Origin of the sequence: Streptomyces sp. NPDC093149, from assembly GCF_044754145.1 — a bacterium.
GTDB lineage: Bacteria > Actinomycetota > Actinomycetes > Streptomycetales > Streptomycetaceae > Streptomyces.
The window spans coordinates 1-26,018 of record NZ_JBIVON010000013.1 but is presented as its reverse complement, the minus strand read 5'-3'; the positions used below and the strand labels follow the sequence as shown (position 1 = coordinate 26,018).

24 protein-coding genes and 2 pseudogenes are annotated in these 26,018 nt (G+C 68.7%); 16 read left to right on the top strand and 10 right to left on the bottom strand.

The window, feature by feature from the left end:
- Positions 1-465 precede the first annotated feature (465 nt).
- A complete protein-coding gene (locus tag ACIQCZ_RS31575) occupies positions 466-1,335 on the bottom strand; it encodes a TetR/AcrR family transcriptional regulator (RefSeq protein WP_402287299.1) in 870 nt (289 codons plus the stop codon).
- 789 nt (positions 1,336-2,124) lie between these two features.
- Here ACIQCZ_RS31575 and ACIQCZ_RS31570 point away from each other — a divergent pair.
- Positions 2,125-2,559, top strand: a complete 435-nt coding sequence (locus ACIQCZ_RS31570) for a hypothetical protein (protein ID WP_402287297.1) — start codon at positions 2,125-2,127, stop codon at positions 2,557-2,559.
- 156 nt (positions 2,560-2,715) lie between these two features.
- Here the strand turns inward: ACIQCZ_RS31570 and ACIQCZ_RS31565 are convergent, their stop codons facing one another.
- Positions 2,716-3,588 carry a class I SAM-dependent methyltransferase gene (locus ACIQCZ_RS31565; RefSeq protein WP_402287296.1) on the bottom strand — a complete coding sequence of 291 codons (873 nt, stop codon included), beginning with the start codon at positions 3,586-3,588 and terminating at the stop codon, positions 2,716-2,718.
- A 126-nt stretch (positions 3,589-3,714) separates the two neighbouring features.
- Complete coding sequence (locus ACIQCZ_RS31560; RefSeq protein ID WP_402287293.1) at positions 3,715-4,308, bottom strand: helix-turn-helix domain-containing protein; 594 nt, start codon at positions 4,306-4,308, stop codon at positions 3,715-3,717.
- Between the two features lie 97 nt (positions 4,309-4,405).
- Between ACIQCZ_RS31560 and ACIQCZ_RS31555 the strand changes: the two genes are divergently transcribed.
- The 5 genes from ACIQCZ_RS31555 to ACIQCZ_RS31535 all read left to right on the top strand — a co-directional run bounded on the left by ACIQCZ_RS31555 (position 4,406) and on the right by ACIQCZ_RS31535 (position 9,577).
- The gene (locus ACIQCZ_RS31555; RefSeq protein WP_402287292.1) at positions 4,406-5,419 is read left to right on the top strand and encodes an NAD(P)/FAD-dependent oxidoreductase; all 1,014 of its coding nucleotides are present in this window, start codon (positions 4,406-4,408) and stop codon (positions 5,417-5,419) included.
- 140 nt (positions 5,420-5,559) lie between these two features.
- On the top strand, positions 5,560-7,149 hold the full coding sequence (locus tag ACIQCZ_RS31550; RefSeq protein ID WP_402287290.1) for an MFS transporter: 1,590 nt from the start codon (positions 5,560-5,562) through the stop codon (positions 7,147-7,149).
- Positions 7,150-7,203: 54 nt separating this feature from the next.
- On the top strand, positions 7,204-7,431 hold the full coding sequence (locus ACIQCZ_RS31545) for a hypothetical protein (protein ID WP_402287657.1): 228 nt from the start codon (positions 7,204-7,206) through the stop codon (positions 7,429-7,431).
- Between the two features lie 930 nt (positions 7,432-8,361).
- Positions 8,362-9,435 carry a cyclophane-forming radical SAM peptide maturase AmcB gene (gene amcB, locus ACIQCZ_RS31540; RefSeq protein WP_402287288.1) on the top strand — a complete coding sequence of 358 codons (1,074 nt, stop codon included), beginning with the start codon at positions 8,362-8,364 and terminating at the stop codon, positions 9,433-9,435.
- A complete protein-coding gene (locus tag ACIQCZ_RS31535; RefSeq protein WP_402287286.1) occupies positions 9,413-9,577 on the top strand; it encodes a hypothetical protein in 165 nt (54 codons plus the stop codon). Before amcB ends, ACIQCZ_RS31535 begins: the two co-directional genes overlap by 23 nt.
- A 190-nt stretch (positions 9,578-9,767) precedes the next feature.
- Here ACIQCZ_RS31535 and ACIQCZ_RS31530 read toward each other — a convergent pair whose 3' ends face one another.
- Complete coding sequence (locus ACIQCZ_RS31530) at positions 9,768-10,403, bottom strand: hypothetical protein (RefSeq protein WP_402287284.1); 636 nt, start codon at positions 10,401-10,403, stop codon at positions 9,768-9,770.
- A gap of 87 nt (positions 10,404-10,490) precedes the next feature.
- Between ACIQCZ_RS31530 and ACIQCZ_RS31525 the strand changes: the two genes are divergently transcribed.
- The gene (locus tag ACIQCZ_RS31525) at positions 10,491-11,021 is read left to right on the top strand and encodes a hypothetical protein (protein WP_402287281.1); all 531 of its coding nucleotides are present in this window, start codon (positions 10,491-10,493) and stop codon (positions 11,019-11,021) included.
- Between the two features lie 338 nt (positions 11,022-11,359).
- Positions 11,360-11,815 carry a hypothetical protein gene (locus ACIQCZ_RS31520; RefSeq protein ID WP_402287279.1) on the top strand — a complete coding sequence of 152 codons (456 nt, stop codon included), beginning with the start codon at positions 11,360-11,362 and terminating at the stop codon, positions 11,813-11,815.
- 484 nt (positions 11,816-12,299) lie between these two features.
- Here ACIQCZ_RS31520 and ACIQCZ_RS31515 read toward each other — a convergent pair.
- Positions 12,300-12,787 (bottom strand): annotated as a pseudogene (locus ACIQCZ_RS31515) (transposase); the annotation flags it as partial.
- 386 nt (positions 12,788-13,173) lie between these two features.
- Between ACIQCZ_RS31515 and ACIQCZ_RS31510 the strand changes: the two are divergent.
- Complete coding sequence (locus tag ACIQCZ_RS31510; RefSeq protein WP_402287276.1) at positions 13,174-13,761, top strand: histidine phosphatase family protein; 588 nt, start codon at positions 13,174-13,176, stop codon at positions 13,759-13,761.
- A gap of 235 nt (positions 13,762-13,996) precedes the next feature.
- Positions 13,997-14,344 (top strand): VOC family protein, encoded by a 348-nt coding sequence (locus ACIQCZ_RS31505; protein WP_402287274.1) that lies wholly within the window; start codon positions 13,997-13,999, stop codon positions 14,342-14,344.
- Between the two features lie 443 nt (positions 14,345-14,787).
- Here ACIQCZ_RS31505 and ACIQCZ_RS31500 read toward each other — a convergent pair whose 3' ends face one another.
- The 3 genes from ACIQCZ_RS31500 to ACIQCZ_RS31490 all read right to left on the bottom strand — a co-directional run bounded on the left by ACIQCZ_RS31500 (position 14,788) and on the right by ACIQCZ_RS31490 (position 16,660).
- Complete coding sequence (locus ACIQCZ_RS31500; protein ID WP_402287272.1) at positions 14,788-15,444, bottom strand: HAD family hydrolase; 657 nt, start codon at positions 15,442-15,444, stop codon at positions 14,788-14,790.
- The gene (locus ACIQCZ_RS31495) at positions 15,441-15,686 is read right to left on the bottom strand and encodes a hypothetical protein (RefSeq protein WP_402287270.1); all 246 of its coding nucleotides are present in this window, start codon (positions 15,684-15,686) and stop codon (positions 15,441-15,443) included. Before ACIQCZ_RS31495 ends, ACIQCZ_RS31500 begins: the two co-directional genes overlap by 4 nt.
- A gap of 212 nt (positions 15,687-15,898) precedes the next feature.
- Positions 15,899-16,660: a DeoR/GlpR family DNA-binding transcription regulator gene (locus tag ACIQCZ_RS31490; protein ID WP_402287268.1), complete on the bottom strand. Its 762-nt coding sequence runs from the start codon at positions 16,658-16,660 to the stop codon at positions 15,899-15,901.
- A gap of 409 nt (positions 16,661-17,069) precedes the next feature.
- On the opposite strand from ACIQCZ_RS31490, the gene ACIQCZ_RS31485 reads away from it, so the two are divergent.
- From ACIQCZ_RS31485 to ACIQCZ_RS31470, 4 genes are read left to right on the top strand one after another with little or no spacing between them, the layout of a single operon-like run.
- Complete coding sequence (locus ACIQCZ_RS31485) at positions 17,070-18,602, top strand: APC family permease (protein ID WP_402287265.1); 1,533 nt, start codon at positions 17,070-17,072, stop codon at positions 18,600-18,602.
- Positions 18,599-20,032, top strand: a complete 1,434-nt coding sequence (locus ACIQCZ_RS31480) for an FGGY family carbohydrate kinase (protein WP_402287264.1) — start codon at positions 18,599-18,601, stop codon at positions 20,030-20,032. The genes ACIQCZ_RS31485 and ACIQCZ_RS31480 overlap by 4 nt, the downstream gene beginning before the upstream one ends.
- The gene (locus ACIQCZ_RS31475) at positions 20,029-21,465 is read left to right on the top strand and encodes an NAD(P)/FAD-dependent oxidoreductase (protein WP_402287262.1); all 1,437 of its coding nucleotides are present in this window, start codon (positions 20,029-20,031) and stop codon (positions 21,463-21,465) included. Before ACIQCZ_RS31480 ends, ACIQCZ_RS31475 begins: the two co-directional genes overlap by 4 nt.
- Positions 21,462-22,712 carry an NAD(P)/FAD-dependent oxidoreductase gene (locus tag ACIQCZ_RS31470; protein WP_402287260.1) on the top strand — a complete coding sequence of 417 codons (1,251 nt, stop codon included), beginning with the start codon at positions 21,462-21,464 and terminating at the stop codon, positions 22,710-22,712. Before ACIQCZ_RS31475 ends, ACIQCZ_RS31470 begins: the two co-directional genes overlap by 4 nt.
- Before the next feature lie 80 nt (positions 22,713-22,792).
- On the opposite strand, the gene ACIQCZ_RS31465 is transcribed toward ACIQCZ_RS31470, so the two are convergent.
- Entirely contained in the window at positions 22,793-23,185 is a 393-nt protein-coding gene (locus ACIQCZ_RS31465; protein WP_402287258.1) for a hypothetical protein, read from the bottom strand.
- Positions 23,186-23,647: 462 nt separating this feature from the next.
- On the opposite strand from ACIQCZ_RS31465, the gene ACIQCZ_RS31460 reads away from it, so the two are divergent.
- Both ACIQCZ_RS31460 and ACIQCZ_RS31455 read left to right on the top strand, forming a co-directional pair.
- Positions 23,648-23,776, top strand: coding sequence for a hypothetical protein (locus ACIQCZ_RS31460; protein ID WP_402287256.1), 129 nt, complete (start codon positions 23,648-23,650; stop codon positions 23,774-23,776).
- 827 nt (positions 23,777-24,603) lie between these two features.
- Positions 24,604-24,957: a hypothetical protein gene (locus tag ACIQCZ_RS31455; RefSeq protein ID WP_402287253.1), complete on the top strand. Its 354-nt coding sequence runs from the start codon at positions 24,604-24,606 to the stop codon at positions 24,955-24,957.
- A gap of 761 nt (positions 24,958-25,718) precedes the next feature.
- Here ACIQCZ_RS31455 and ACIQCZ_RS31450 read toward each other — a convergent pair.
- A pseudogene (locus tag ACIQCZ_RS31450) lies at positions 25,719-26,018 on the bottom strand (hypothetical protein); the annotation flags it as partial.

The following is a 26,018-nucleotide window of genomic DNA, read 5'->3' as shown; positions in this document are numbered from 1 at the left end:
ACACTGCGCGAGGAGCGCGACGACCGCGTAACGGTACGCCTGGAGGTCGGGGGAGTGCCGCGCTGCACGATCCGATTCGTCGTGGACCAGAGTGTCCTGTTCACCGGCAGCCCGTTCCCCGGCTCGGGTTCGGGTCTCTGGAGCCCGCCGCCTGGCTGGAGCAGGCATGCGACCACTGCAAGGGCCGCTGGCCACGCAGGGCCGCAGAGGCCCGCGCTGAGTTGCGATGGTGCTCTTTGAGCACCCAAGAGAGAAGAAACAGCAAACAGCACCATGAGCAAGCCTTTTGACCAGGCCGCGTGCATTGCGCGTCGGACCGCCGTCGGGACTGCCGCTGTGGCAGTCGCGGCAATCGGACTGCTCGCCACAGGGGGCACCGCCTCGGCGGAACTCCCCGGAACAGCGGCCACTGCGTCCTCGTATCGGGCCCCGCTCGCGCAACCCCTGAGGCGTGCAACGTCGCGGTCAGGTGCCAGGGCGGAGGCGGAGGGCCAGGAGGCCCAGCGTGACGAGCGATTGCACTGGATCCGTGCGGCGTTTGAGCACAGGTCTCCGGGAGAGCGCCCTGATCACGGTGAACACGGCGTGGACCGCGATCTGGGCCTCGGTCCGGTCCATATCGGGTCGGCATGCTCGAAGCAGGCCGACCAGCTCAGCCGCGTACTCGACCTGGGCGCGGTGGAGCGACTCGCGGTCGGCAGCAGGCAGATGGGACAGTGCGCCCACCAGCGTCGCGGTGCCGCCCGAGGCAAGGTTCACGGTGCAGAAGGTGCGCAGGGTGCGCTCCAGCGCATCGCGGGCGGATGCGCTGTGGTTCAGCGCCTGGTCGAGGTCGAAGTAGAGGGCACCAGTACCGCGGTGGAGCGCCGCACTGAGCAGGTCGGTCTTCGCGGCGAAGTGGTTGTACACAGCCGGACCGGATACGCCGACAGCCGCGCCGATGTCGTCCATACTCACCGCTTGGAAGCCGCGCTCGGCGAAGAGCTGGACCGCTGCGGAGAGCAGTGCCTCGCGGCGTGAGGCGTGGGTGAGACGGGGAGCCGAGGAGGATGCGGCAGATGCGGCCGCCGTGGGCAGTTCCTGCGCCCGGGACACGGCAGCGCCCAGTTCGCACAGCAACTCGTCGAAGCGGGGCCGGGGAAGGCCGACCGTATGGAAAGACGGGCTGGCCAGCACACCGAGCACAGCCCAGCCGAGGAGTTCGGCGTCGTCGGTCCCGAGGTCGGCGCGCGCATCGCGAATGGCTGAGGAGACGATGTCTGCGATCTTTTTGTTGCGTTCTTGAACTTCTGTGCGGCACTCGGGGGACAGGTTGCCTTCCTCCGTCTCCCACACTGCCGTCTAGCCGGACTGGTGGAAGCGCTCCAGGGCCGCAGCGACGATCTGCGCCTTGCGGTTGCGGGGGCGGCGGGTAGGCCCGCCGTTTTTGCTCGTCACTTGGTCATCCTAGTTACAGTTCGGCGTCATTCGGTTACTGACGGAGGAACGGGGCTGTTCCAGGGTGTGGGGGATGGGCTCAAGTTCGGAGTGGTTCGGTTGACTCCGTCTCGCCTGCGTGGGGCGCGATTGTCAGCCATCCATCTCCCACCGGGCCGGGGCACGGGTATCCGCCTCGCCGTTTGCTTCACACCGTTGGAGAGGTCTCACCCGATTGGAGCATTTGAGTCGCCACCTTGAATGATGCGGGTTTTCCATGGAGTTGCACCGCAATGGCGTTCGGGGGAGGTGGCGGATGTGCAACGTGCGCGCCGAACGCGTAGTGACGGACAATGCCACCGGACTTTTGTGGCATGGCGTCGACCGCGGGGGCAACGACCTGTGTGCTCGGATCTTCAGCGGCAAAACAGCGTCGACACCAGACGGCGTGTGCGACCGTGATGACCACTGCCGCAGTCGCATGAACTTCGTTGCCCAGGTAGTTCAGCCCCTCCTGTCACGGCGGATTCACCCACTCCGGTCGACGACGCCACGCAGCAGACGCGGACCTCGTCGCGCCGAACCCGGGAGGTCACCCTCGTGGTCACTGACACGTCCCAAGAGCTGAACCCGTCTCGGCCGACGCTCATCGCACGCTGGCGCGAATCGGCAGGTCAGCACCTCACCCCCACGAAAAGATCACTGATCGTGACGTGGATCGCCTTCGGTGTCACGTGGGGAACCGTGCGGACCATCACCCACGGTATTCGCGGCGGATGGCTGCCCTGGGGGAACATCTCCGCCGGCGGTCAGCACCTGCACCACTACAACTTCGGCATCGGCACCCTTGCCGGCATAGGGCTCATCGCCGTACGCGGCGACGAGCGCGCCGTCGGCCACCCGGCCGTCGCCGCTGCCTACGGCGCAGGAACCGCCCTCATCGCCGACGAATTCGCCCTGCTCCTCGATCTGCAGGACGTCTACTGGGCCAAGCAAGGACGCCTCAGTGTGGATGTCTCCCTCGGCATCCTTTCCGTACTCGGCGCGTACCTGACCGCCGCACCGTTCTGGCACGAGTGCGCTCGGGCGACCCATCACCATGTCGTCTCCGCCGCCAAGCATCACCTGACCTCCGCCAGGTAGGTCGCCCCGGGAACCTACCGCCGTGCCGTTGGTGGGCGTTGGCGAGGCTGCCACGGGGCGGGATGTGGTCGTGCGTAAGCGGTCGGTGATCTTGCCGCATATAGGGCAGGTCATGGGGCGCTGGCGCCGCCCGGCGGGCAACGAGGGTGCTCGGGATCAGGTGCGGCGTGCGGCCCACACGGTGCGTTCGGTGCGTACCGCAAGGTCGTCGCGGCGCAGGATGCTGTTCGGGCTTCCGGTATCGAGGAGCTCGTCGAGCGCGGTGAGGTCCTCGGTGGAGAGCGCGCCGACGGCGGCGCTTCGGATGCGTTGCAGGCTGCCGAGGGCGTAGCGGCCGATCGCTTCGCTGCGGGTGCCCTCGATGTTCACGGCGACGGTGCGTTCGCCCTCGACCGTGAATCCGGCGGCGGTGAGCATCGGACCCCAGTCGGCGCCGCGATGGGGCACGTGTTCGGCGTGGAAGCGGTCGGTCGCGGCGTGGCAGCGCTCTTCCAGACCGGGCCGGTCCTGGGGGGCGGTTTCGGGCAGGAAGCGTGGGAAGCCGGCCAGTTCGACAACGCTGAACAGGCCGCCGGGCGCGAGCAGGTCGTGGACGTTGCGCAGTGCGCGATCGGGGTGGGCCATGTGGTGCATCGAGGCCGACGCCCACACCAGGTCCGGTGATCCGAGGTCGGGCCAGGCGGAATCGTCGAGATCGGCCTGCACGGTGCGCACGCGCTCCTCCAAGCTGCGGGTGCATGCCTTTTCGCGCAGGCGCTGGAGGTATCCGGCGGATGCGTCGACGGCGGTGACGTGTGCGTCGGGGAAGCGGTCGAGAAGGGCGAAGGTGCCCGCGCCCGTGCCGCAGCCCAGATCCACGATCTGGCGCGGTCCGGTCTTCAGCGGCAGCCATGCAGTGATGGAGGCGATGTGCTCGGCGAGGACCTCGGCGTCCAGGTCGAGAATCTCCGCCTGGCCGTCGGTTCCGTGCTCCTGGTGGCGGCCGTGCGGAGCACCGTGATGAAGGGTGTGCGGGTGAGCTCGGTTCATGCCTTCACGCTAGGACAGCCATGCGCCTGCGGCACAGCCACTTCCTGTTTACGCAAGGCGATGGTCGGCTGTGATGCCCGACGCGCAAGATGTCACCACTTCGGGGCCGTCGCGCGGCCCGCGCTGTCATTCAGCCGTGCCCTGGACGTCGCTGTCGCTGCCCTCACGCTGGTGGCCGCGGCGGGCGTCGCGGTCGAAGATGCCCAGGATCTCGCAGGGTCCGCCCTCGGCTCCGATCGCATGAGGCATCATCGTCGGGAACTCGGCGGCCTGGTTGGTCTCGATGCGGAAGCGGCGGTGGCCGAGCATGAGGACCGCGGTGCCGGACAGGACGACGAGCCATTCGCGCCCCGGGTGGGCACGCATGCGCGCCGGGTTCTCCGGCGGCGGTTCGGTCATGCGCTGGCGCATCACGCTCATGCCGGGGTCACTCTTCACGGGCCAGCGCATCAGGCCGTGGGCGCCGTCGATCATCGGGCTGGTGACTACGTCGTCAGCGGCGGTCTCCACGAGCTGATCCAACGTGGTGTCCAGGGCCCGGGCAAGAGTGACCAACTGATCCAGCGCGAGGCGGCGTCGGCCGTTCTCGATGCGGCTCAGCGACGACTGGCTGAGGCGGGCGCGGGTGGCCAGTTCCTCCAGGGACCAGCCCTGCGCCACCCGCAGAGCGCGGATGCGTTTGCGTACGAGGCCGTCCAGGTCTGCATCTTCTTGCGTCATGAGCAACATCGTATGCCTTATGTGCAATGCGGGGTTAGCGTCGAGTGCAGATGGCCCGGAACGTCTGGGACCACGTACAAGGAAGGGGTAGGAGGACATGGCTGTGATGACTTCTCCGTACCCGAGCGACACACTGCCCGGCGGGACCGTCGACACGGTGGTGATCGGCGGCGGCGCCGCAGGGCTGAACGGTGCGCTGATGCTCGCCCGCTCCCGCCGCTCGGTCGTCGTGATAGACAGCGGCACCCCGCGCAACGCGCCGGCCGAGGCCATGCACGGCTTCATCGTCCTGGACGGCACCCCGCCCCCCGAGATCCTTCGGCGGGGCCGCGAACAGGTGCGCCGGTACGGCGGCCGCATCGTCTTCGGCGAAGTGGCCTCGACCGAGCCCGCCGCCCCGTCGACCGACGGAGATCTCCGTTTCACCATCACCCTGGCCGACGGCCGGAGCGTAACCGCGCGCCGCGTCCTGGTGGCCACCGGCCTGCGGGACGTACTGCCCGAGGTTCCCGGGCTCGCCGAGCACTGGGGACACGGCGTGGTGCACTGCCCGTACTGCCACGGCTGGGAGGTGCGCGACGAGCCCATCGGCATCCTCGCCACTGGCCCCGCCTCCATCCACCACGCACTCCTCTTCCGCCAACTGACCGAGGACCTGACGTACTTCACCCACGGCACTCACCTGGACGAGGACACCCGCGCGCGTTTCGCCGCCCGCAGCATCCGCATCGTCGACACCCCGGTGCGGGAAGTCATCAACAACGAGGACGGCACCCTCGCCGGGGTGCGCCTGACCGACGGCCAGGTCGTGGCCCGCCGCGTCCTCGCCGTCGCCACGCAGATGCAAGCCCGCACCGAGGGTCTGGAGAGTCTGAAGCTGCCGATGGAGGACCTGCCCGACAACATGGGCCGCCGCTTCGCCTCCGGTAGGGCCGGCAGCACCGAGGTGCCGGGCGTGTGGGTGGCCGGCAACGCCACCGACCTCACCGCCCAGGTGGGTGCCTCCGCAGCGGCCGGCGCCCTGGCCGGATCCCATATCAACGCCCTGCTGGCCACCGCGGACACCGACGCGGCCCTTGCCGCAACCCAGGGCGAGACACCCGTCTCCTGACATCCCCGCGCAGCACCGGCCCACCGTTCGACCACACCCGGCGACGCGTGCGGCGGCCGGTCCCCGCCCCCGGCTCGGCGACCGGCCCCGCTCCGCCGCTGACTTCAGCGTGCCCTTCTGAGAGGAGTCCGGAGGAATCCATGTGTACGAACCAGCCCGTACAGGCCGCGAAAGCCAGCGGCGGGGACGTACCTGATGCGCGTCGGCTGCGCATGATCCTGATCGCCGTCTCCATCGCGCTGATGGCCGTCATCGCGTCGGTGTCCGGGCTGAACGTCGCGCAGACCCACATGGCCGTCGAGTTCGGCGCCTCGCAGACCACCATCCTGTGGATCATCAACATCTACACACTCGCTCTGGCGGCGCTGCTACTGCCTCTCGGCGCCGTCGGCAACGGCCTGGGCCGCAAGCCCACGCTCATCACGGGGCTGGGTGTCTTCGGCGCCGCGAGCGTTGTCGCGGGCCTGGCCCCGTCGGCCGAGGTCATGCTCGCCGCGCGCGTGGCCGGCGGCATCGGCGCCGCGACAATCATGCCCATCACCCTCGCCGTCATCACCTCCACCTTCCCAGAAGAGCAGCGCGGCAAGGCGATCGGCGTGTGGACCGGCGTCGCCGGAGGCGGCGGCATCCTGGGCATGTTCCTCTCCGCACTCCTCGTCGACGTCGCCGACTGGCGTCGGCTGTTCCTCCTACCGGTGGTCCTGGTCCTCGTGGCCCTGACCATGACGCTGAAGTCGGTTCCCAACTCCCGCGAGACCACGGCCCATCGCTTCGACACCGTCGGCGCGCTGGTCTCCACCATCGCCGTCATCGGCCTCATCTCCGCCCTGCAGGAAGGCCCCGAACGCGGCTGGACCGCCCAGGCGACGCTCATCAGCCTCACCGTCGGTCTCGCTGCCTCCGTCGGCTTCGTGGTCTGGGAACTGCACCGCCGCGACGCCTCACTGCTGGACGTCCGCCTGTTCCGTGAGCGCGGCCTGGCCGACGGCTCGATCACTCTGCTCGTGGTCTTCGGCGTCCAGGCGGGTATCGCTGTGGTCCTCTTCCCGTTCTTCCAGGCCGTCCTCGGCTGGTCGGGCCTGCTGTCCACGGTGGCACTGATGCCCATGGCCGTCATGATGATGGCGACCTCCGGCCTGGCACCCAAACTCGCCGCACACATCGGCTCCCGCCCGACCATGGCCGTGGGCATCGCTCTGGCCGCTATCGGACTTGCACTCATGGCGCTATTCGTCTCCGCCGACGGCGGCTACCTGACCATCCTTCCCGGCATGCTTGCCATGGGCATCGGCATGGGCCTTTCGATGACACCCTCCACCGAGGCCATCACCGGTTCCCTGCCGCGCGAGAAGCAGGGCGTCGCCTCCGCGCTCAACGACGTCACCCGCGAGTTCGGCACCGCACTCGGCGTCGCACTGCTCGGCGCACTCCTGTCCGCCGGCTACCGCAACGCCATCGACAACAGGCTCCACGGCATCCCCCGAGGAGCCGCGGACACTGCCCGGGAGGGCATCGCCAACGCCGTGGAAGCGGCGGGCAGTACGGGCCCGCACGCGCACGACCTGGTCCACGCCGCCCAGCAGTCCTTCATCGACGGCTGGCAGCAGGCCATGTGGGCAGGCGTCGCCGTCACGGGCGCCCTCTTTCTCTACATATCCCTCCTCAGCCCGAAATGCCCGGCCCCCGCCGTTGTGGACGAGACAGAAGCCGCCGAGGCCGTCGCCACCTGATGACCACAGGAGAGCTGGGCGCACGGCACGCAGTCCGCCACGCCCGGCGGGCGCCTGGTCTTCCACGCCTTCGCCGCTCCCGCCGAGTTCATCCGCGAACTCATCGTCCAGGGCACCAGCGACGGCTTGGATGCCGCCCGGGCCCGTGGCGCCCGGCTCGGCCGCCCGCCGACCACGACGCTCCTCTCACGACCCCAGGACGGGGCCGGCCTCTCGGAACGCAGCCGAGGGTCTCGCATCAGCCCCCTGACCTGCTGCGAGACCCTCGCCCAGCGCCTGTAACCCCGCATGCGGCCCCTGGACTTCTCTTTTGTCCAGGGGTCGCAGGCGGCGCCTGGACGAAGTCGCGCCGCCACCAGGCACCCTGTGATCTGCACAGGGCGTCGTGGCCTGCACCGATGCAGTAGCCGTTGCTGCATCTTCTTCGCAGGTGCGTGCAAGGCCGTCTGCTACGCGGGAATCCGGACCGTCGTGCAGCATTCGCACGACCCAGGCGGCGCACGGTTGCTGGTGCCGCAGGCTGGTGCAACAACAGCCTGGCTGTCGGCCTTCTCCGGCATGGTGTGCCGGACACCGCGTCGCCTCAGGCATTCGCGGCAGGGCCCGTTGCTCCATGCCTTGTCCACCTCGAGGCTGTCTGGCTCAATTCGAGGCCGGCCCGGCCCACGCTTCGGAACGCGGATCTTCCCCAGCACGCGCTCGAACTGTGTGCAGTCCGCCCGCTGCCCTGGCGTGACGATCAGAGAGCGGGCGGCAGCGGCCGTCTGAGCTCAAGTAGATCTTGCTGGTGAACCCGCCCCGCGAGCGGCCCGGGCCCCCACCTCCACCAGACGGGCGAGGAGTCCAGGCGCTGGCGCTGCCTGTCCAACGGCCCGGCCCACATGACGTGCTGACGCTGCTTCTGGAGCCACTGGTCGATGTCCACGCCATGGACCATCACGCCGGGCAGAATGTCGGTATCGCCCTCGTCACGCACCGGCTCGCGCACGGTGTGCCCTGGATCGCCATCTGCTCTGTCGCCGGGTCCGTACGGGTAGTGAGTGGGGCGCGCTGCCTGATTGCGCTCGCTCGAACGAGTGGATCGAGGGGAGACCGGGCCCGGCATCGAGGACCCGGATCTACGCTCAACGAGTGAGTGCTGCCCAAGCCGGATCCGGTGACGGGGAATCCCCGCGAACGGGTGCTGCACAGCTGGCCGAGGCGTCCTCGGTGATGCTGATGCAGCCGACTACGCTGTGCAATCTCGACTGCACGTATTGCTATCTGCCGGACCGGAAGGTCTCGCGGCGCATGAGCCTTGAGGTCGCGCAGGCAGTGGCGGCCGGCGTCGGGGAGTGGTCCAGGCGACGCCCGGTGGCGGTGGTGTGGCACGGCGGCGAACCCCTCGCGGTCGGCCCGGCCTACTTCCGTTCCCTCATGGAACCATTCGGGCCGGGTGAGGAACATCCGGTGATTCAGGCCGTACAGACCAACGCCACACTCATCGATGAAGCGTGGTGCGAGGTGTTCGCCACCGTTCCCGTCCGCGTCACCGTCAGCCTCGACGGCCCGGACGGAGCGAACGCCTCGCGAGTGGACTGGGCGGGAGGCCCAAGCACCCAGCGGGCCCTGAGCGGCATCGATGCCCTGCGCCAGGCGGGCATCCGCTTCGGCCTGATCGCGGTGGTGGCCGACGTGTCCCCGGGAGCCGCCACCGACCTGTACCGGTTCGCCTGTGAGCTCGGCTGTGACAACCTCGGAGTAAACCTTGCCGAGAAGAAGGGTGTGTATGCAGGAGGACACGAGCCCAGGCACTCAGTCGTGGCCTTCTGGGAGGAACTGGCGGCCTGCTGGCAGGCCGATCCGCGCATCCAGGTCAGAGAGCTCGACCACGCGTACACCTACATCCGCGAGGAACTGTCCGGCGCAGCGGCACAGCGTGCCGACCGCCCTGTCATGCCGCTTCCCCTGGTGACCTGGGACGGCGACTTCCTCCCGGTCGGGGCTGAGCTGGCGGGCTTCCGCTCCGCACGGCATGGCCCCTTCGCTGCGGGTAACGTCCTGGACACCCCTCTGACCGTCCTGGCGGCCCGCGCCACAGAGGTGCCCTGGGTCGCTGAGGCCCTGGCAGGCGTGACCAACTGCCGCAAACACTGTGATTACTTCACTTACTGCCGCGGCGGCCAAGTGGCCAACAAGTACTTCGAAACCGGCCGTCTGGACAGCACCGAGACCACTTATTGCCAAACCAGCAAGATCAATCTCATGGAAGGAATCCTGCGCCATGCCGAACGTGCACGTACCTGAAGAGTCCACACCGGTCACGACCCCGCTCGCCCAACGGATCACGGCCTGCAGGGACCAGCTCACGCGGCCGACCGCACAGGCCGGCGAACTCCACGACACCGCCAGCATCTTCGGCTGGGCCTATCTGCGGCGGCGATCCTGACTTCGTCGCCCCCGAGACACGGATTACGAGCCTCCAGACAGGAGGCCGCCCGCTCCCGATGACACGCCTCGGTCCGGAATGCGGCACGCGGGTCGGAGGTCCGGCCCGCGTACCGTCACTCGCGCACGTCGGAAGGGGCATCAGCCCAGGCAAGCCGAAGCTGCCGGTGCCGGTGCCCCGCTGAGCGCTGTTACCTGCCCGGTTTGAACGTGCCTTCCGCCCGGTGCGCGAAAGCCCCCACCGCGGTCTTCTTCCCGGCCGCGGCCCCCTTGAGCGCGAGCTGCCCGCCCATCACCCGCAAGTCCAGGTAGAAGCGCACCACGCCCCGCTCAGTGGTCAGGACATGAATGCGGGAGTCGATGTAGCCGAGATTGTTGAGCTCCTGCCTCACCTGAATTGTGGTCGGTTTGTTCAGGCCAGCCAGAGCCTCGGTTATGCGTTTGCCATGCTCACGCCCCTCACACACCTCCACCCCGTTCAGCTTGGGCTGCTCATACGTAGCGGTGGGGGACGGTGCGTCCGTGGGCGGCTTCTTGTCCACCAGCAGCAGCTCACTCGGCCGCGCGGGCGGATGCTCACCCGGGCCCGGATCATCCGACTCTGCCGCTGCCGGGGTATCCGGTACGCACGGCGCACCCATCCGCTCCAGCATTTCCATGAACGCGACCTGCGCATCCGGGCTCGGGCCGGCAGCCGGCGCCTGCGCGCCCACGCTGTTCGCGGTGTTCCGCTGCCATCCCCCGGCCTGCTCGTTGCCGCACGCAGCCAGCGCCACCATCGCGAGCGCTACCGCCCCCGTGCCCGTAAGAACTCTGTTCAGCGTCATGAGCACACGCTCATGGAACAGTCCGCCATCACGCATGAGCACGCGTACTCACGCGCACCCCGCCAGGCCGCGTAGAGGCGTGGTGGGGTGCCGGACATTCCTTCTCAGCGCATCCTGCAGCCCTCTTCCTTGGAGAAGAGGGTAGGAAGGGACGATGGGCGGGTGCACTCAGGCGGACCGACGCCGTCGGGGCAGCGGTGTCGGCTTACGGTCCAGGACACCGGTGGCGTCGGCAAGGCAATGTGCTCGATCACGACCGAGCGGGTTCGGCACGGCAACATGCCGGTACTGATCAAGGCGAGCGAGCCGATTGTGATGACGACCGGCAACCAGAGCACCTCCGAGGCACTGTCGGCCGACAGGGCCATCATGCGCGAGAGCCTCGGTATGGAGCAGAGCAAGATGTTCCGGCAAACGCTGTACGCCGACGCCAGAGTCAAGCAGTCGGATGTCGACAGCATCGCCGCCGTCAGCCGGGACTACGACCAGCCGGGTACCTGGACCCCGGTCGGCTCCAGTTCAAGGCCGCGGCGGAAGCTCCTGCAGAACATGCAGCGGGAAGGCGGGATCGGGGCTTCCAGCGACCAGGCCTCCGTCATCAAGGACCTCGGCCGCTGAATGGGCGGGAAGCATGTGCGTGACTTCCTGATGAAGACCGAGCTCGCCTCCGACCCGTGGGGCACGGAAGAGGAGCTCATTTCGCATATGAGGAGGCTGATACCTGCAAGAGCTTCCTCGACCACCTCCTCGGACTCCCATGCAGCGAGCGGTAGCTCTTCCGGCCGGCGGGGCGGCTCATCGGGTGCTGCCCCGTTCCGTAGCAGCCTTTGCTGCGACGGAGCCGGGCCCGGCTGACGTCCCGCCGCCGGGTCGCTCGGTACGACTTCCCACCCGGCCGGGTGACGCCTGCTATGCAGGAACGAATCTCCAGCATTCGCGTGCCCGAGCATGGGGGCATGATTCGTCATCTGCGCCGTACCACCTCCTTCTTCGTGGCCGTTTCGGTGGTTGCCGGTCTCGCGGTCACCGCCGCTCCTGCCACGGCCGCCACCTTCCACAGCCTCGTCGGCAGGGCCCCGGCCGTCCGCGACCTCGCGGAGCGGTCTGACGCTGCGAAGGCCCGCGAGCTGCTCGCGGATCTCGGCGTGGCCGGCGAGGCAGCCAGCGTCATCTGCGGCACCGATGACAGATCGGGGCTCACGGTGGGGACGGCCCGCGCAAGGGACTGTGCCGCAGCACTCCAGGTCGCGAGCGCCTACACGCGGAGCTGGAACAGCGGCGGCGAAGGGGCCGCGACCGTCCACGCCGCAGGATCCGTCTGGAGCTGTCGGGAACGGCCGGGTCCGCTGAATCCGTATCAGGAATGCGTCGAGACAGGCGGCACCGGTCGGTGGGTCACGCTGACGTCCTGATCGAGACGCCTGTCGACGCTACGGGCCTGCCGGTCGCAGCGCTCGTCGATCCACCTTCGGAGGTGTGCTCACGATGTACGTCCGAATGCTCGTGGCGGCGGCCCGGCACCGGGATGATCCTGATGCTTGCCGTCGGCGTCCCCGCTGCCGCTGTGCCCTCCGCCACACCTGCGGCCTGCGCCCGAGCCCGGGCCGCAGCCGAGGGGAAGGGGACTACGACGCAATGAGGAAGGACCACCTGGCCCAGATCGCCGACGGCGGGCATCCGGACGCCTCTGCCATCATCTGCGTTGCCGATGTCGTTGCTTCTCGGCGATCCTGTCGACTCATTGAGCGAGGAGGACGGCGTGGGATTGATCCTTTCCCCGGGAGATGGAGACGTCAGCAGTCCGGACGTAGGCTCGTCCTGTGCGCACTTCAACGACTTCCGGCGACGGCTGGCACAGGCCGAGGGCTTCACCCTCGACGAGATGTGGGGCTTTCGGAGGAACGCGAGGCGAGGTGCGTCGTATCCGGCGTCCGCGACGATCAGAATGTCCGGATCTCCCGCCCGTCACTGCCGCGCCGCGATCATTCGCTCGACCAGATCGTGCAGCTGCCGGGTACTGATGGTGGCGGTGTCGTCCCCGGGTGCCGGACGAAGCGCGCCCAGTGGTGCCGTCCATGAGCTGCGGCCTGGGTCGAGCGCGCAGACGATCGAGTACGGCGGGCGGGGGACAGGGACGTGCTGGCCCTTGCCCGGCCGTAGATGTGACACAGGATCCGTTCCGGTGAGGTGCGGGCGTCGGGCCGGAGCCGGCAGGTGACGTCGACGACCAGGACCAGCCGGTCCTCAGCAGCCCGTGGCAGCGGCACCCTGGCCAGCTCGAACAACGCGTCCGAACGAGCAGTGAGACAGGAGTGGAACTCACCCCGAAAGCATGACAGTTCCGCCAACGGTACTCTTCCGGCATCGCAATGCAGCAGACTCATCCTCACGGCCTTCGCGCTGGACGTGTGTGTTCCTTGGTCGGAGCACATGTTCAGACGAAGGCCGCTTCCGTGTAAGGGCTCGCAGAAAAACAACACGCCGATTTCGTTGCTGGGACCTGTCCTTGTGATATCGGACGCTGAACCCGCAGGTCACAGGGATGTGTCTCAAGTAGGTCCAGGGGCCTCACTCCTTATCGCTCGGGACATCGCTGCAGGTCGGCGTCTGTCATCACCAAGGCTCGAGCAGATCCTGAAATCGGCGTGTTGTTTTTCTGCGAGCCCTTAGAAGTCATCTCATTCGGTGAGTCGGCTGTAGTAGACGAGGGTGCAGCCGATGGCGGCGAGAGTGTTCGGAGGTTTCGCGTGATCAGATATCGTGCGCAGCCATGGGTGAACTGATATTGATCAGGCATGGCCAGACCGAATGGAGCCTGTCGGGCCAACACGCCGGCCGCACCGACATCCCGCTGACTGACGCGGGCGAGGCCGCGGCCAAGTCGCTCGCTTCGAGGCTTGCCCAACACCATCTGGTCGCCGTGTTCAGCAGCCCGCTGAGCCGCGCCATGCGGACGGCCGAGTTGGCCGGCCTGACCGGCGTCCAGCCCGATCCCGATCTGATGGAGTGGGACTACGGAGGGTATGAGGGCCTGACCGCGGCGCAGATCCAGGAGACAACGCCAGGTTGGGACCTGTGGCGGGACGGCGTGATTCCCGGCGACGCAGCCCATCCTGGCGAGCAGCTCCTACAGGTGGCCGCGCGCACGGACGCGGTGCTGGACCGGGTCCGGCCACTGTTGGACGATGGCGACGTCGCCATCGTGGCCCACGGTCATCTGGCGCGCGTGCTCACCGTACGCTGGCTCGGCCTCGACGCGTCCGCCGGTCGACTGCTCGGCCACCCGCATCCCGGCACGCTCAGCTTCCTGGCCACCGAGGACGAGCAGCCCTTCATCGCTGCCTGGAACGTTCCGTAGTGGTGGGGCTTGCCCCACACCCGGGCCCGGCTCCACTCCGTGAACCGCTGGTGTGTGTACGGCCCGAACGGGCAGAGGCTCGGCGGCAGTTGGCGCCACGTACAGCCCGTCGTGCCACGAACACGATCGTCAGAGGTCAAGCCAGGGCCTGTTGCGCAAGTATGTGCGGCGGTGGGTGTGGCGTAGTACTTGTTGTGGGTCTCGGAGTCATGTCTGTTCTCATCTGGAGTCGTCGATGGCAGTTCGCCGTGTCGTGCCCAACATTCAGTCAGAGGCTGCGCAGGAGAGCCGGGAGTTCTACGGCCTGCTGGGCTTCGAGGAAGTCATGAATCACGGCTGGATCATGACGCTCGCCTCCCCGACCTGTCCGGCGGCGCAGGTCAGCGTCATGACCAGCGACAAGACTGCCCCGGTCACCCCCGACATGAGTGTCGAAGTGGACGACGTGGACGCGGCCTATGCGGCCGTGCAGGGCAGCGGTGCGGAGATCGTCCGCCCCTTGCAGGACGAGGAGTGGGGCGTGCGGCGGTTCTTCGTCCGCGACCCCAACGGCCTTGTGGTCAACGTGCTGGGCCACCGCTGACGCTGCCCCGGTACGAGTGGGGGAGATGCTGGTCAGCACCACGCCCTCACTGATGGCCTGATTCCGCACGGGCCTGAATCGGGGTGCGTGCCGGTGCCGGTCCGACGGCTCCTCCTGAGCCACCGGCCTGTACGACGGCGGACATCGGCTCGGCGCCCGGCACCGGGGGCCGGCGAAAGGCGCCGTTCCGGGCCCCATGCGGCCATCGGGATGACGTCGGCTGCCGCTCGTAGCGGCAGGACCGCCGCATTCACAGGCCCGGACTGCCGCGTGATCGGCTCCGGCGCGCAGGAGAGGCGCCATTCCGCAGCCGGCCGGGGCTGTCGCATCCAGCAATGCATCTCGGTTTCCTGGTGGGCCGGGCGGCGGTTGTATGGCCATCTCGCTGCTGGATGCGGCAGTGGTGGTCATGGGAAAGGGCACCTGTGACAGCTTGTGCCGCCTCAGCGCCAGCGCTCGTGGCGGATGTCTGCGGAAGCGGCGGTGAGCTTCGCGATCGAGCGGCGGGCGGCGTTGACAGTGATGGTCCGGCGGGCGATACGAGCGAGCGGGAGGTCGCTGGCCGAGTCGGTGTACAGGAGTGCGTCCTCCGGGGCGAACCCCAGCGCCCGGACGGCGTCGACCTTTGCTTCGCCCACGTTGTGGGCGATGAGTCGGGGCCCTCGTGGGGTGAAGTCGAGCCGCGAAGCGGCCAGAGGGATGCCGTGCAACCCGACGCCGTCCAGAAACGCACGCGCGAGATTCTCCTCCGAGGCTGTCGCCACGACGGTCGGACCACGACCGCGGGCGCGCCGGCAGCTTGCCACGGCCTGTCCGACCGCTGTCCGGGCTGCCATGGCCCGGCCCGTCACGGCTGCCAGTTCCTCGTACTGGCTACGGGTCGTTCCGCGCAGGGCCAAAGCCACGATCGCCCGGTTCATCGCGGGCTTCAGCGCGCCGTCGGGAGGTGCTGCCGAGGCGAGCAAGAACGGTGGGATTGCAGCGGCGAACCGGAGAGGACGGGCTGCCAGACGAGCCCTGACCAGCGAGGACATCGTGTCCTCACTGGTCAGGACGCCATCGAGGTCGAAGATCGAGGTGATTTCGTTGGCCGGGTTCACTGTGGGAAGGCGTCGGCTTTCATCTGGACGAGAAGGTCTGCGGCAGCGAGCGCGCTCACTTCGGCGACCATCGTGACAGGGGAGCTCTCGACGTGGACAGCGTTCACCGGGGCGAGGCCGACGTCGATACGGCTGAAGATCTCGCGCGCCTGCGCTGCTGCGCCGGCGCCTTCGGCTGCGGAAGGCCGGTTGCGGCGCCCCGGTCCTGCCATGATGCGCTGCCACTTCGATTGCCCGAACATGTGGAAAGTTGACCGTTTCGGTCTGTGATTGTGGATGCGGTGGCCGGTGGGAGTCAAGGGGAGGTCCAGGCGGGTGCGCCGATGGATCGTCCGCACAACTGAGGCGGAACGGCCGGATTCCGCGCGACGCTCCCCGGAGGGGCAGGACCGCTGCCGCGCCGGAGTCGAGGGGGACTGCCAGGCGCCGAAGGGAGTGGTTGGCTGTACCGCCTTCAGGCCACGACGATGTTGTCGCCTGCCGCGGCGAGGGCGTCGCTCAGGCCGTCCGGGCAAGGGCTGTCGGTGATGAGGGTGTCGAAGCCGTCGAGTTCACAGACGCGATGGGCGGCCGTGCGTCCGAACTTGCTGGAATCGGCGAGCACGTAGCGGTGGGACGCGTTGGCGAGCATGGTGCGCTTCGTCGCGACTTCGTCGAGGTGGAAATCGGTCAGTCCGTAGGAGGCGATGCCTCCGGAGCCCAGGAAGACAGCGTCCGCGCGCAGATTGTCGAAGAACTCGACGGCCTGGGCGTTGGAGCAGGCCAGGTCGCCACCGCGCAGCCGCCCGCCGCTGACCAGGACCTCGACCTGCGGGCGGGAGCTGACTTCGGCGGCCACGAGCAGGGAAGGGGTGGCGACGACACCGACGTGATCGGCGGGCAGAGCGCGGGCCACCTCCAGGGCCGTGGTACCGACGTCGATGACGACCGTCTGGTTGGGTTCGATCAGGGCTGCTGCGGCTCGGCCGATGGCCTGCTTCTCGGCGAGGAAAGCGCCCCTGCGCTCGTTGAAGGACGCCTCCTCCCCGACGGGTGACCGGACGGCGGTGGCCCCTCCGTGGACACGCGCCAGCTCGCCGCGGCGCTCGAGGAGGGCGAGGTCTCTGCGGATCGTCTCGTGGGAGACGCTCAGCAGGCTGGTCAGGTCGTCCGTCGTGATGAACTTGAGCCGAGCGATCTCGGCGACGATCCTGCGGTGACGCTCGGCTGCTAGCACGTCCGGCCCTCTCTGATTGACTGTTTCTGTGGAAGCCTGACTGCATTCTAGGGCTCATGTGACGTGCGGAGCGCATCGCCGACGGCCTCAAAATTCCGTTCTTCTCCGCAGCTCAAAGCGTTCTCCGCTAGGTGATCAGCGATCGTTCGCCAGGTCGGGAGCGCTAACCCTTGACGGCAAACGGGCAAGGGTCCACACTCTCAGCAGTCAATAGTCCACACAAACGGTCACGAGTGGGCTGTCGACCGGCGTCGAGGTGGCGCGGACCGCGAATCCTCGCGGCCATCCCCACGGACAGGCTCCAGCGCATCCCTGTGAGGCGGGCCTTGATGCCGATCGCATTCGGTTCTTCGATCACTCACTGGCTTCCGCGGCGACGGCGGGGCACTCTGAAGCAGGGAACGAGGTCATGGCCAAATCAGAAGCAGGTGCTCAGGCGCCAAGAACGGCTGAGGGACAGCAGGGCGGGGCGAACCAGGTAATGGCGCGAGAGCTGGGCTGGTACGCCTCGTTCTCCGTGGCGTTCGGGTTCGTGTCGATCGCGACAGGGATCTTCACGGCCTACGGCTCGGTGCTCGCCACCTCGGGCCCGCGCGGCATCTGGGCCTGGCCGATCTCGGTGATCGGCCAGCTCTGCGTCGCCCTCGTCTTCGGAGCGCTGGCGGCGCGCATCCCGATCAGCGGCTACTCCTACCAGTGGGTGTCGCGGATCGTCGGGCCCGTGTGGGGCTGGATCATGGGCTGGATCTCGTTCGCCTTCCTCGGGGTCGTCGTGGTCGCAGTGGACTACACGATCGCCTCCACGATTCTTCCCGAGCTGTTCCAGTACGTAGGCACGACACAGAACGCCTGGGTCATCACGGCCGGCGTGGTGTTGCTGCAGGCCCTGCTGGTCGCCGCGTCCACGCGCATCACGCACAAGGTCAACAGTGCGGCGGTGACAGCGCAGCTCATCGGCATGATCACGCTGACGGTGCTGCTGTTCGCGGTGGGCTACTTCACCGGCAAGCTCGACTTCGCCCACCTGTTCGACACCGCGACCATCCCGGAGAGCGGCTACTACGGTCTGGGCGGCGCAACCCACGCCGGACCCTTCGCCCTGGCGTTCCTGCTCGGCGCGTTCACCATCGTCGGATTCGAGTCCGCGGCAAACCTGGCGGAGGAGACCAAGGACCCCGCCCGCGTCATCCCCAAGGCGATGGTCCAGGCCGTCCTCTCCCTGGGCGTTCTCGGCTTTCTCTTCCTGGTCGCCGTGACCGCCGCCGTCGGCCGGGTCAACGGCGCCGCCGAGTCGGCCACCCCGGTGGCCACCGTGATCACCGCCGTGCTCGGGTCCGTGGTGGGGAAGATCCTCCTGGTCCTCGTCGTGGTCTCGATCTTCTCCTGCGGGCTGGTGATCACCCTCAGCGGAACCCGCCTGGTCTACGCGATGTCCAGGGACGAGCGCTTCCCCGGATGGCGCCTGCTCAAGCGCATCCACCCCCGGACGGCGACGCCGCTGAACGCCACGGTGTTCATGATGCTCATCGCGCAGATCGTCCTCGCGGTCTTCTCCCGTTCCACCGACGCCCTGTTCCAGCTGTTCTCCGCCGCCACCCTGCTGCCCGCCGTCATCTACGCCGGCACGGTCGCGATGTACGCGGCCAAGCGCTCCTCCCTGCCGCCGTCGCGCGGCTTCTCCCTGGGGCGGTGGGAGGTCCCGGTCCTGCTTCTGGCCGCGGTCTGGCTGGTGTACGAGCTGCTCATCTTCCGGGACGCTTCCTTCCGCGGCCCCTGGGCCTACGTCCTGGTGCTGTGCGGGATCGGCGCCGTCTACCTGGCGGCGCTCCTCGTCCGGCGCGGCCGCGCCGCCCTGACCATGCCGGACATGGCCGACGTCGACCGCGCCCTGGACAACGCCACCGCACCCTCCGCGGCCGACACGGAAGGGGCCCTGCGATGACCACGATCCTCGCCATCGACCAGGGCACCTCAGGCACCAAAGCCATCGTCGTCGACGCCGAGGACGGAACGGTCGCCATAGCCGAGGAGGCCATCCGCCCCACCTACCTGCCCGGGGGAGGTGTCGAACAGAATCCGCACGAACTGCTCGATTCCGTCCTCACCGCCGGCCGCCGGGCCGTGAGCATGGCCGGCCGGCCCATTGACGGCGTGGCCCTGGCCAACCAGGGAGAGACCGTCCTGGCCTGGGACGAAGCCACGGGAACGCCGCTGTCCCCGGCGATCGTCTGGCAGGACAGCCGTGCGGAGAGTATCTGTGCCGAGCTGGCCGAGCACCGCGAGGCCATCGCGCAACGCACCGGTCTCGTTCTCGACCCCTACTTCTCCGCGCCCAAGATGGCGTGGCTGCGCCGCAACCTCACCCGTGACGGGGTGGTGACCACCACCGACACCTGGCTCGTGCACCACCTGACAGGAGAATTCGTCACCGACGCCTCCACCGCCAGTCGTTCTCTGATCTTCGACCTGGACGGTGCGGCGTGGGACGGGCGTCTCGCTGAGCTGTTCTCCCTCGGCGACGAGCGGCTGCCCCGTATCGTCGGCAGCGACGAGGTGGTCGGCACCACGCGCGCCTTCGGACAGGAGACGCCTGTGGCCGGCCTGATCGTCGACCAGCAGGCCGCTCTGGTCGCCGAGGCATGCCTGGAGCAGGGCACGGCCAAGTGCACCTATGGCACGGGCGCGTTCCTGCTGGCGAACACGGGATCCGACCCGGTGCGCTCCAGCGCGGGCCTGACGACGTCGGTGGCCTGGCAGGCCGGGGGGCAGACCCTGTATTGCGTGGACGGCCAGGTCTACACCGTGGCCTCGGCCGTGCGCTGGCTGCAGGACCTCGGTCTTCTCCAGTCCGCCACCGAAATCGACGCGCTGGTCGCGAAGGACAGCGACGGCGTGATGTGCGTCCCGGCATTCGCCGGACTCGCCGCTCCATGGTGGGCTTCCGAGGCCACGGCCTCCCTCACCGGCATCACGCTGGCCACCCGCCGTGAGCACCTCATCCTGGCCGTGCTCCAGGGCATAGCCGCCCAGGTCACCGAGCTGACGGCCCTTGTCGGCCGAGACCTCGGCCGGCCCCTGAACCGGCTGCGCGCCGACGGCGGACTGACCAACTCCGCCGCCCTCATGCAGGCCCAGGCCGACATCGCCCAGCTCCCCGTCGACATCTACCCCAACGCGCACGCCACCCCCCTCGGCGCTGCCGCGCTCGCCCGCTGCGCTCTCGACCCCGCCATCAGCCTCGAAGAGGCCGTCTGCGACTGGCAGCCGGCGACCGTCTACGAACCCCGCTGGTCCGAAGACCGGGCCCAGGAGTTCCGCACCACATGGGCACAGGCCGCCGAGGCGTGTGCCACCAAGGGAGACCACTCATGACCCCCACCCCCCACCGTCCTCACCCCGACGTCTTCGACATCGTGGTGATCGGAGGAGGCATTGTCGGCTCGGCCATCGCACGCGAACTGTCCGGCTACGACGTCTCCGTGGCACTGCTCGAAGCCCGCGACGACGTCGGAGACGGAACCAGCAAGGCCAACACCGCCATCCTGCACACGGGCTTCGACGCGAAACCGGGCACCCTGGAGTCCCGGCTCGTGGCTCGCGGCTACCACCTGCTGAGCGACTACGCCAAGGCCACCGGCATCCCCGTCGAGCACACCGGCGCCGTGCTGGTGGCCTGGAACCAGGAAGAGCTCGACGCCCTGCCCGGCCTGAAGGAAAAGGCCGAGGCCAACGGGTACGAGCACTGCTGCATCGTGGACGTGGACGAGGTGTACCAGGTCCTGCCCGATCTGGGCGAGGGCGTGCTCGGAGGCCTGACCGTTCCCGACGAGTCCATCATCTGCACATGGACCACCAACCTCGCCCTGGCCACGGACGCCAGGCAACGCGGGACGACGATCCTGCTCGAACACGCCGTGACCGGCATCGACGTGGGCGACGACGCGACGACGTTGCACACCGCCCAGGGCGACGTGCGAGCCCGCTGGGTCGTCAACGCGGCAGGCCTCGGCGCCGACACGATCGACCGGCTCTTCGGCCACGACCGCTTCACGGTCACCCCCCGCCGCGGCGAGCTGTTCGTGTTCGACAAGCTGGCACGGCCCAAGGCCGACAAGATCGTCCTGCCGGTGCCCTCCTCCCGCGGCAAGGGCGTGCTCATCTCCCCGACGATCTACGGCAACGTCATGCTCGGCCCCACCGCCGAGGACCTCACCGACCGCACCGACACCTCCACGTCCGAGGACGGCTACGACTTCCTCCTCAGCAAGGGCGCGCGGCTCATGCCGAGCCTGCTCACCGAGGAGGTCACCGCCAGCTACGCCGGACTGCGCGCCGCGATCGACCGCGACGACTACCTCATCGAAGCCACCCCCGAGCAGCGGTACCTCCTCGTGGGCGGCATTCGCTCCACCGGACTCACAGCGGGCATCGCCATCGCCGAGCACGTCGCCGGGCTCCTGTCGGAAGCCGGTCCCGAGCTCCGCAGCCGCAGCGACCTGCCCGCTCCGCCCCGGATGCCGAACATCGGCGAAGCCACCACACGCCCCTACCAGGACGCCGACCTGATTGCCGAGGACACCGCCTACGGCACCATCGTCTGCTTCTGCGAACGGGTCACCGAGGGTGAGATCCGCGACGCCTGCCACGCCCCGGTGCCCGCGCGCAGTCTGGAAGGGCTGCGCCGACGCACCCGGGCGATGAACGGCCGCTGCCAGGGTTTCTTCTGCGGCGCGGCCGTCGCAGCCCTGCGCACCCGGCACCAGACCAACGACGGCTGCTGCAGCCAGCACAAGGACAACCGATGACCCACCAGCTGCCCCTCATCGAGCCCGATGTCCTCATCATCGGAGGCGGCCCCGCAGGGCTCACCGCAGCCGCCGAACTCGCCGACCGCGGCGCCGGGCGGGTCCTGGTCGTCGACCGGGAGAAGCAGGCCGGCGGCATTCCCCGGCACAGCGACCACACCGGATACGGTCTGCGAGACCTGCACCGTGTGATGACCGGCCCCGCGTACGCCCGCCACTTGGCCGACCGGGCCGCACGGGCCGGAGCGGAGCTCCGCACCAGCACCATGGTCACCGGCTGGTCCGACCAGCACACCGTTGACGTCACCAGCCCCGAGGGCCGCTACCGGATCCGCGCCCGGGCGATCGTCCTGGCGACCGGCGCCCGCGAGAGGCCCCGCACCGCACGCCGCATCCCCGGAGATCGCCCCCACGGGGTCTATACCACCGGACAACTTCAAAACCTCGTCCACCTCCACCACCAGCCCGTCGGCAAGCGGGCCGTCATCGTCGGCGGCGAACTGGTCAGTTGGTCCGCGGCCATGACCCTCCGCGAAGCCGGCTGCACCCCCGCGCTCATGATCAGCAAGTACCCGAAGGCAGAGTCCTACGGCGCCTTCAACGCCGCCGGCCGCACCATCCTCCGCGTTCCGGTCGCCACCCGCAGCCGTGTCACTCAGGTCATGGGCAAGGGCCGCTGCGAGGCTGTCGAGATCGAGCACCTCGACACGGGCAAGCGCCGAACCGTCGAATGCGACACCGTCGTCTTCACCGGCGACTGGATCCCCGACCACGAACTCGTGCGCTCCGCGGGCATCACCCTCGACGAACGCACCCTCGGCCCTCTCACGGACACCGCGCTGCGGACCAGCCGACCCGGAGTCTTCGCCGCCGGCAACATGCTCCATCCCGTCGACACCGCCGACGTGGCCGCCCTCGACGGTAAGCACGTCGCCCAGCAGGTCATCAGCCACCTGGACGGAAGGCGCAAGCCGACCGAGGGGGTCCGCCTGATCGCCGATGCCCCGTTCCGCTGGATCGCACCGCAGATCCTCCGCCCCGGAGATCCGGCTCCGGCCCGCGACCGGCTCCTGCTCTGGACGGACGAGTTCGTCCGCTTCCCCAAGGTGACGGTCCGCCAGGACGGCCGTATCGTCGCCCGCCGGTCCCTCGCCTGGCCTGCGGCCCCGGGCCGGGTCTTCCGTATCCCGTCCTCGGTCCTCGACGGGATCTCCCACACCGGGGGTCCCGTCCACATCACCGTTTAGTCCATCGCCCCACGCGTCTGCGGTGGTGGCCAGTGGATGCCGGCCACCACCGCAGACGCGTAGCGCCTTCAGGAGCGGCATCAGCCCCCACGCTGTACCGAGAACTCCGCAAACGCCGCGCCGGCTTTCGAGCGCCGTGTGCGCCACTTGGGCACCCGTCGGCCCACCGACATCAGCCACCACGGCCAGGCCCCGGACGCTGGAGAGCCGATCGCGGCTGCATCATAGGGGACCGCGAACGTGGTCCCCACCTCCGGAACCGCGACGAGCACGAGCGAGGCGACGGCGTTCGCGGACAGGCCACTGCCCGCCCGCAGTGCGTCGGCGATCCGCTCGCGCGCGAGGGAGATGTCGTTCCAGCGGGCATGGCCCAACTCCCCGCCGTCGACGACCGCGACGACGAACGGCGCGGCGGGCAGCAGCCGCCGCAGGAACCAGCCGTCGAGGATGCGCTTCTGCAGCTCGATGAGCACGCCCACCGCGGTCAGCCGTCCACCAAGCGCATCGGCCCTCCGGCCAGCTCGCAGGCCGGTGTGGCGGTCGCCGCCCCGTCGCGCAGTTCGCCCCGGGCGCAGCGACTCATGGGGCGGACCCAGCCCACCGACTGCGGGGTGGGGCGCCGGGCCAGTCTCCGACACCCATGGTGGCGGGCAGTCCGAGCCGGTTCGGAACGCCGGCCGACTCGACCGCGTTGTGCAGCGCGCGTACGGCGTCCCGCCACTCGACACCGGCCGGATCGGCGTCCCGTACGACCGGGAGGGCCGACTCCCGGACGGCGGAGGAGACAAGCGGGCGCGATCCTCGACGTTGCGGCACAGGTATTCCACGGCGTCCTCGTACACACCGCACGCCTTCGCCCCGCCTCCCACCGCTGTCTCCCTCGAAGTCCGATAGCCATTGCTTTCTGACAGTCGATCAGTCTCCTGCAGGCGGCGATGCCCGAGCTTCGGGAACGAGTGGTCGAACGCCTGACCGCGGCGCACAGCACCGGCGATGCCGCACCTCTGCGCGACCAGGAGGCGGTGGCCGACGCGCTGGCTTTGTTGGGTGAGGCGGCGCCGTAGCCCGAGGGTTCGATCGATCCCAAGGCGGTGGCCGCCGTGTTCTGGACGTTCTGAGGCCGTCACCAAGGCGCGGAGGACCCGGAGGGCGCACAGAACACGGGTCGGCGTCGCCGCCTTCGGCTTTCTGTGCCCGCGCCTCCCCGAGGAGGCCGGGCTCCCCGAATCCTTGAAGGAGAACTTCGACCCCGCCGACCCGTCGCACGAGGCGCGGTTCGCGCACCTGGTGTGCTCGGTGCATGCCGATGTCGCGGTGAACGGAGCACCTCGGGAGCGGACGGTGGCGCTCGACCGCGCGCTCGTCCGGTCGGACGCCGCTCTCGAGTCCGTACGCGCGGACGACCACGTGGCACCGCCGAATGCCTCATGGACGAGGCCATTCACATCACGAGTTCGTTCCTGCCGGCAGGCTTCCCGACGGCGGTCGGCACGCTGTGGAAGATCGACAGCACGCACGCTGACCACATGACGCGGGACTTCTATCGCCGTACGACTGCTCCCGACAGCCCAGGTGTCGCGCGCCCTGCACGACACCGTTCGTCAGTTGCGGCGCTGTATCCCGGAGAGGCCGCGCGTCTGGGCGGCGTACGTCCACGCGGGGGCGTAGGCACCCCTGGCAGGAACAGGGGCCGGGGAGTGCGGTGCGGGTTCATCAGCAGGCGCCAGACCCGCAGCGTGACCTCGTCGTGAGTGGCCTCGATCAGGCCCAGCCCAGGTACTGTGCGACATCCCGCGAGTTCCCCTGAGCCCTGCTGGGTCCTTGCCCCCATGGCCAGGGTGTTCTGTCTCCTTGGGGCGTTCTTCGAACTGATGACGTAACTTCAGGATTCTTGGAGCGTTCGGACTTGGTCCTGTCGATCCGTGATCCGGGTGAAGGCGAGGAGGCTCGGCTTGGCGCCGGCAGCCGTGCTTTTGTGGCCGTTACTGTGGCGACACATGCCTGTCTTCGCGCGGTGGTGGCCGTGCTCGGCCCGGATGCCGGATCCACGAGCGGGTTCACCTGGCCGGACCGGTACGTGACCGACACGGAGGTGGCGCTCTGTATCGGCCTGAGCGGCACGCACGTGCTCTTCTGGGACCCGCTCGTCGGCGGGTGGTTCTGCGACGGGGCCGACTCGGAGGACCGCATGCTCAACCAGGCCTGCCCATCGAAGGGGCGGCAGTTCCCTGGCCCGACGGCTTGATGGCCGCGGTCCGCCTTCAGTACCCGGGACGGGGTGACGAGATGCCGCTGCGCGCGGCGGGGGCCGTGGTGCCGACCGGGGCTCGGCTCACGCCGGCCCGGCAGGTTGTGGCGGACCGCGGGGCCCTTGCCGAGGACGTCGCGTCATGCCTGGACGTCTACGCGGCGGGCGCTCATCCGTCCATCGACCGCACCGCGCTCGCCCAAGTGGGCGGCGATGTTGGGGCGGGGCAGATCCTCCGGGTCGGTGCCGTTCCGGCGGCGCCCCTATTCGGGTGGCGATTGGAGGTTGTGGGTCTCTGGCGGGTCCGGCGGGTGGTGTCGGCCTGGGCGGGGCGTGTGTGGTCCGGTCGGTGCCGTGGTGATACCTGCGGTAGCTCCGGCCGGTTTGGTTCATGGGGGACCGGTGGTGCTGGGTGCCGGTCGTTGTGTAGGGAGCGGGTCCCTGGTGTGATCTGCTGGTGTTCGGGTGAAGTTGTGGCTGGGTGGGTGTTTGTTTCGTGGGCTGCGGTGATGTCGGGGGTGGTGGGTGCGGGTTCGCTTTCGCTGCGACTTGTGTGATTTTTTTCCAATTTTTGTGGGTATTTGTGTCTGTTTCTGTGGTCTTGGGCTGGATGTTTCGGGAGGGGATATTGTTGGGTGGTCAGGCGGGAATCCCGGCCCGATTACGGCGGGCCGGGATTCTGTGTTGTGCTTGAGCGGGGGTCCCGGCCCGATTACGGCGGGCCGGGGTTGTTGGGTGTGTGTGGGTGGTTGCTGGTTTTAGTAGTCGCCGTAGCCGCCCTCGCCGTAGCCGCCGCCCTCGCCGAAGTCGCCGTAGCCGCCGCCTTCGCCGTGGTGGCGCTTGATGACGCGGAAGCTGGCGACGACGCCGTTCTTGACCTTGACGCCGTCGTTCATCTTCTCGTGGTGCTTCTTGTCGTGGTGCTTCTTCTCGTGGTGCTCGCCCTTGTCGAAGTCTTCGTCTTCGTCCTTGCCGGGGCGGATGTTGTTGGCGGAGCTGTAGCGGCCGACGGTGGCGATGGGGGCGCCGTTGTCGCACACGGCTCCGCGGAAGACCTC

Coding starts and splice junctions, on each gene's coding strand:
- amcB (WP_402287288.1), top strand. CDS start 8,362: ATGCTGATGCAGCCGACTACGCTGTGCAATCTCGACTGCACGTATTGC.
- ACIQCZ_RS31565 (WP_402287296.1), bottom strand. CDS start 3,588: ATGAACCGAGCTCACCCGCACACCCTTCATCACGGTGCTCCGCACGGC.
- ACIQCZ_RS31470 (WP_402287260.1), top strand. CDS start 21,462: ATGACCCACCAGCTGCCCCTCATCGAGCCCGATGTCCTCATCATCGGA.
- ACIQCZ_RS31530 (WP_402287284.1), bottom strand. CDS start 10,403: ATGACGCTGAACAGAGTTCTTACGGGCACGGGGGCGGTAGCGCTCGCG.
- ACIQCZ_RS31475 (WP_402287262.1), top strand. CDS start 20,029: ATGACCCCCACCCCCCACCGTCCTCACCCCGACGTCTTCGACATCGTG.
- ACIQCZ_RS31510 (WP_402287276.1), top strand. CDS start 13,174: ATGGGTGAACTGATATTGATCAGGCATGGCCAGACCGAATGGAGCCTG.
- ACIQCZ_RS31485 (WP_402287265.1), top strand. CDS start 17,070: ATGGCCAAATCAGAAGCAGGTGCTCAGGCGCCAAGAACGGCTGAGGGA.
- ACIQCZ_RS31460 (WP_402287256.1), top strand. CDS start 23,648: ATGCCCGAGCTTCGGGAACGAGTGGTCGAACGCCTGACCGCGGCGCAC.
- ACIQCZ_RS31495 (WP_402287270.1), bottom strand. CDS start 15,686: ATGTTCGGGCAATCGAAGTGGCAGCGCATCATGGCAGGACCGGGGCGC.
- ACIQCZ_RS31520 (WP_402287279.1), top strand. CDS start 11,360: ATGATTCGTCATCTGCGCCGTACCACCTCCTTCTTCGTGGCCGTTTCG.
- ACIQCZ_RS31535 (WP_402287286.1), top strand. CDS start 9,413: ATGCCGAACGTGCACGTACCTGAAGAGTCCACACCGGTCACGACCCCG.
- ACIQCZ_RS31560 (WP_402287293.1), bottom strand. CDS start 4,308: ATGACGCAAGAAGATGCAGACCTGGACGGCCTCGTACGCAAACGCATC.
- ACIQCZ_RS31550 (WP_402287290.1), top strand. CDS start 5,560: ATGTGTACGAACCAGCCCGTACAGGCCGCGAAAGCCAGCGGCGGGGAC.
- ACIQCZ_RS31505 (WP_402287274.1), top strand. CDS start 13,997: ATGGCAGTTCGCCGTGTCGTGCCCAACATTCAGTCAGAGGCTGCGCAG.
- ACIQCZ_RS31555 (WP_402287292.1), top strand. CDS start 4,406: ATGGCTGTGATGACTTCTCCGTACCCGAGCGACACACTGCCCGGCGGG.
- ACIQCZ_RS31480 (WP_402287264.1), top strand. CDS start 18,599: ATGACCACGATCCTCGCCATCGACCAGGGCACCTCAGGCACCAAAGCC.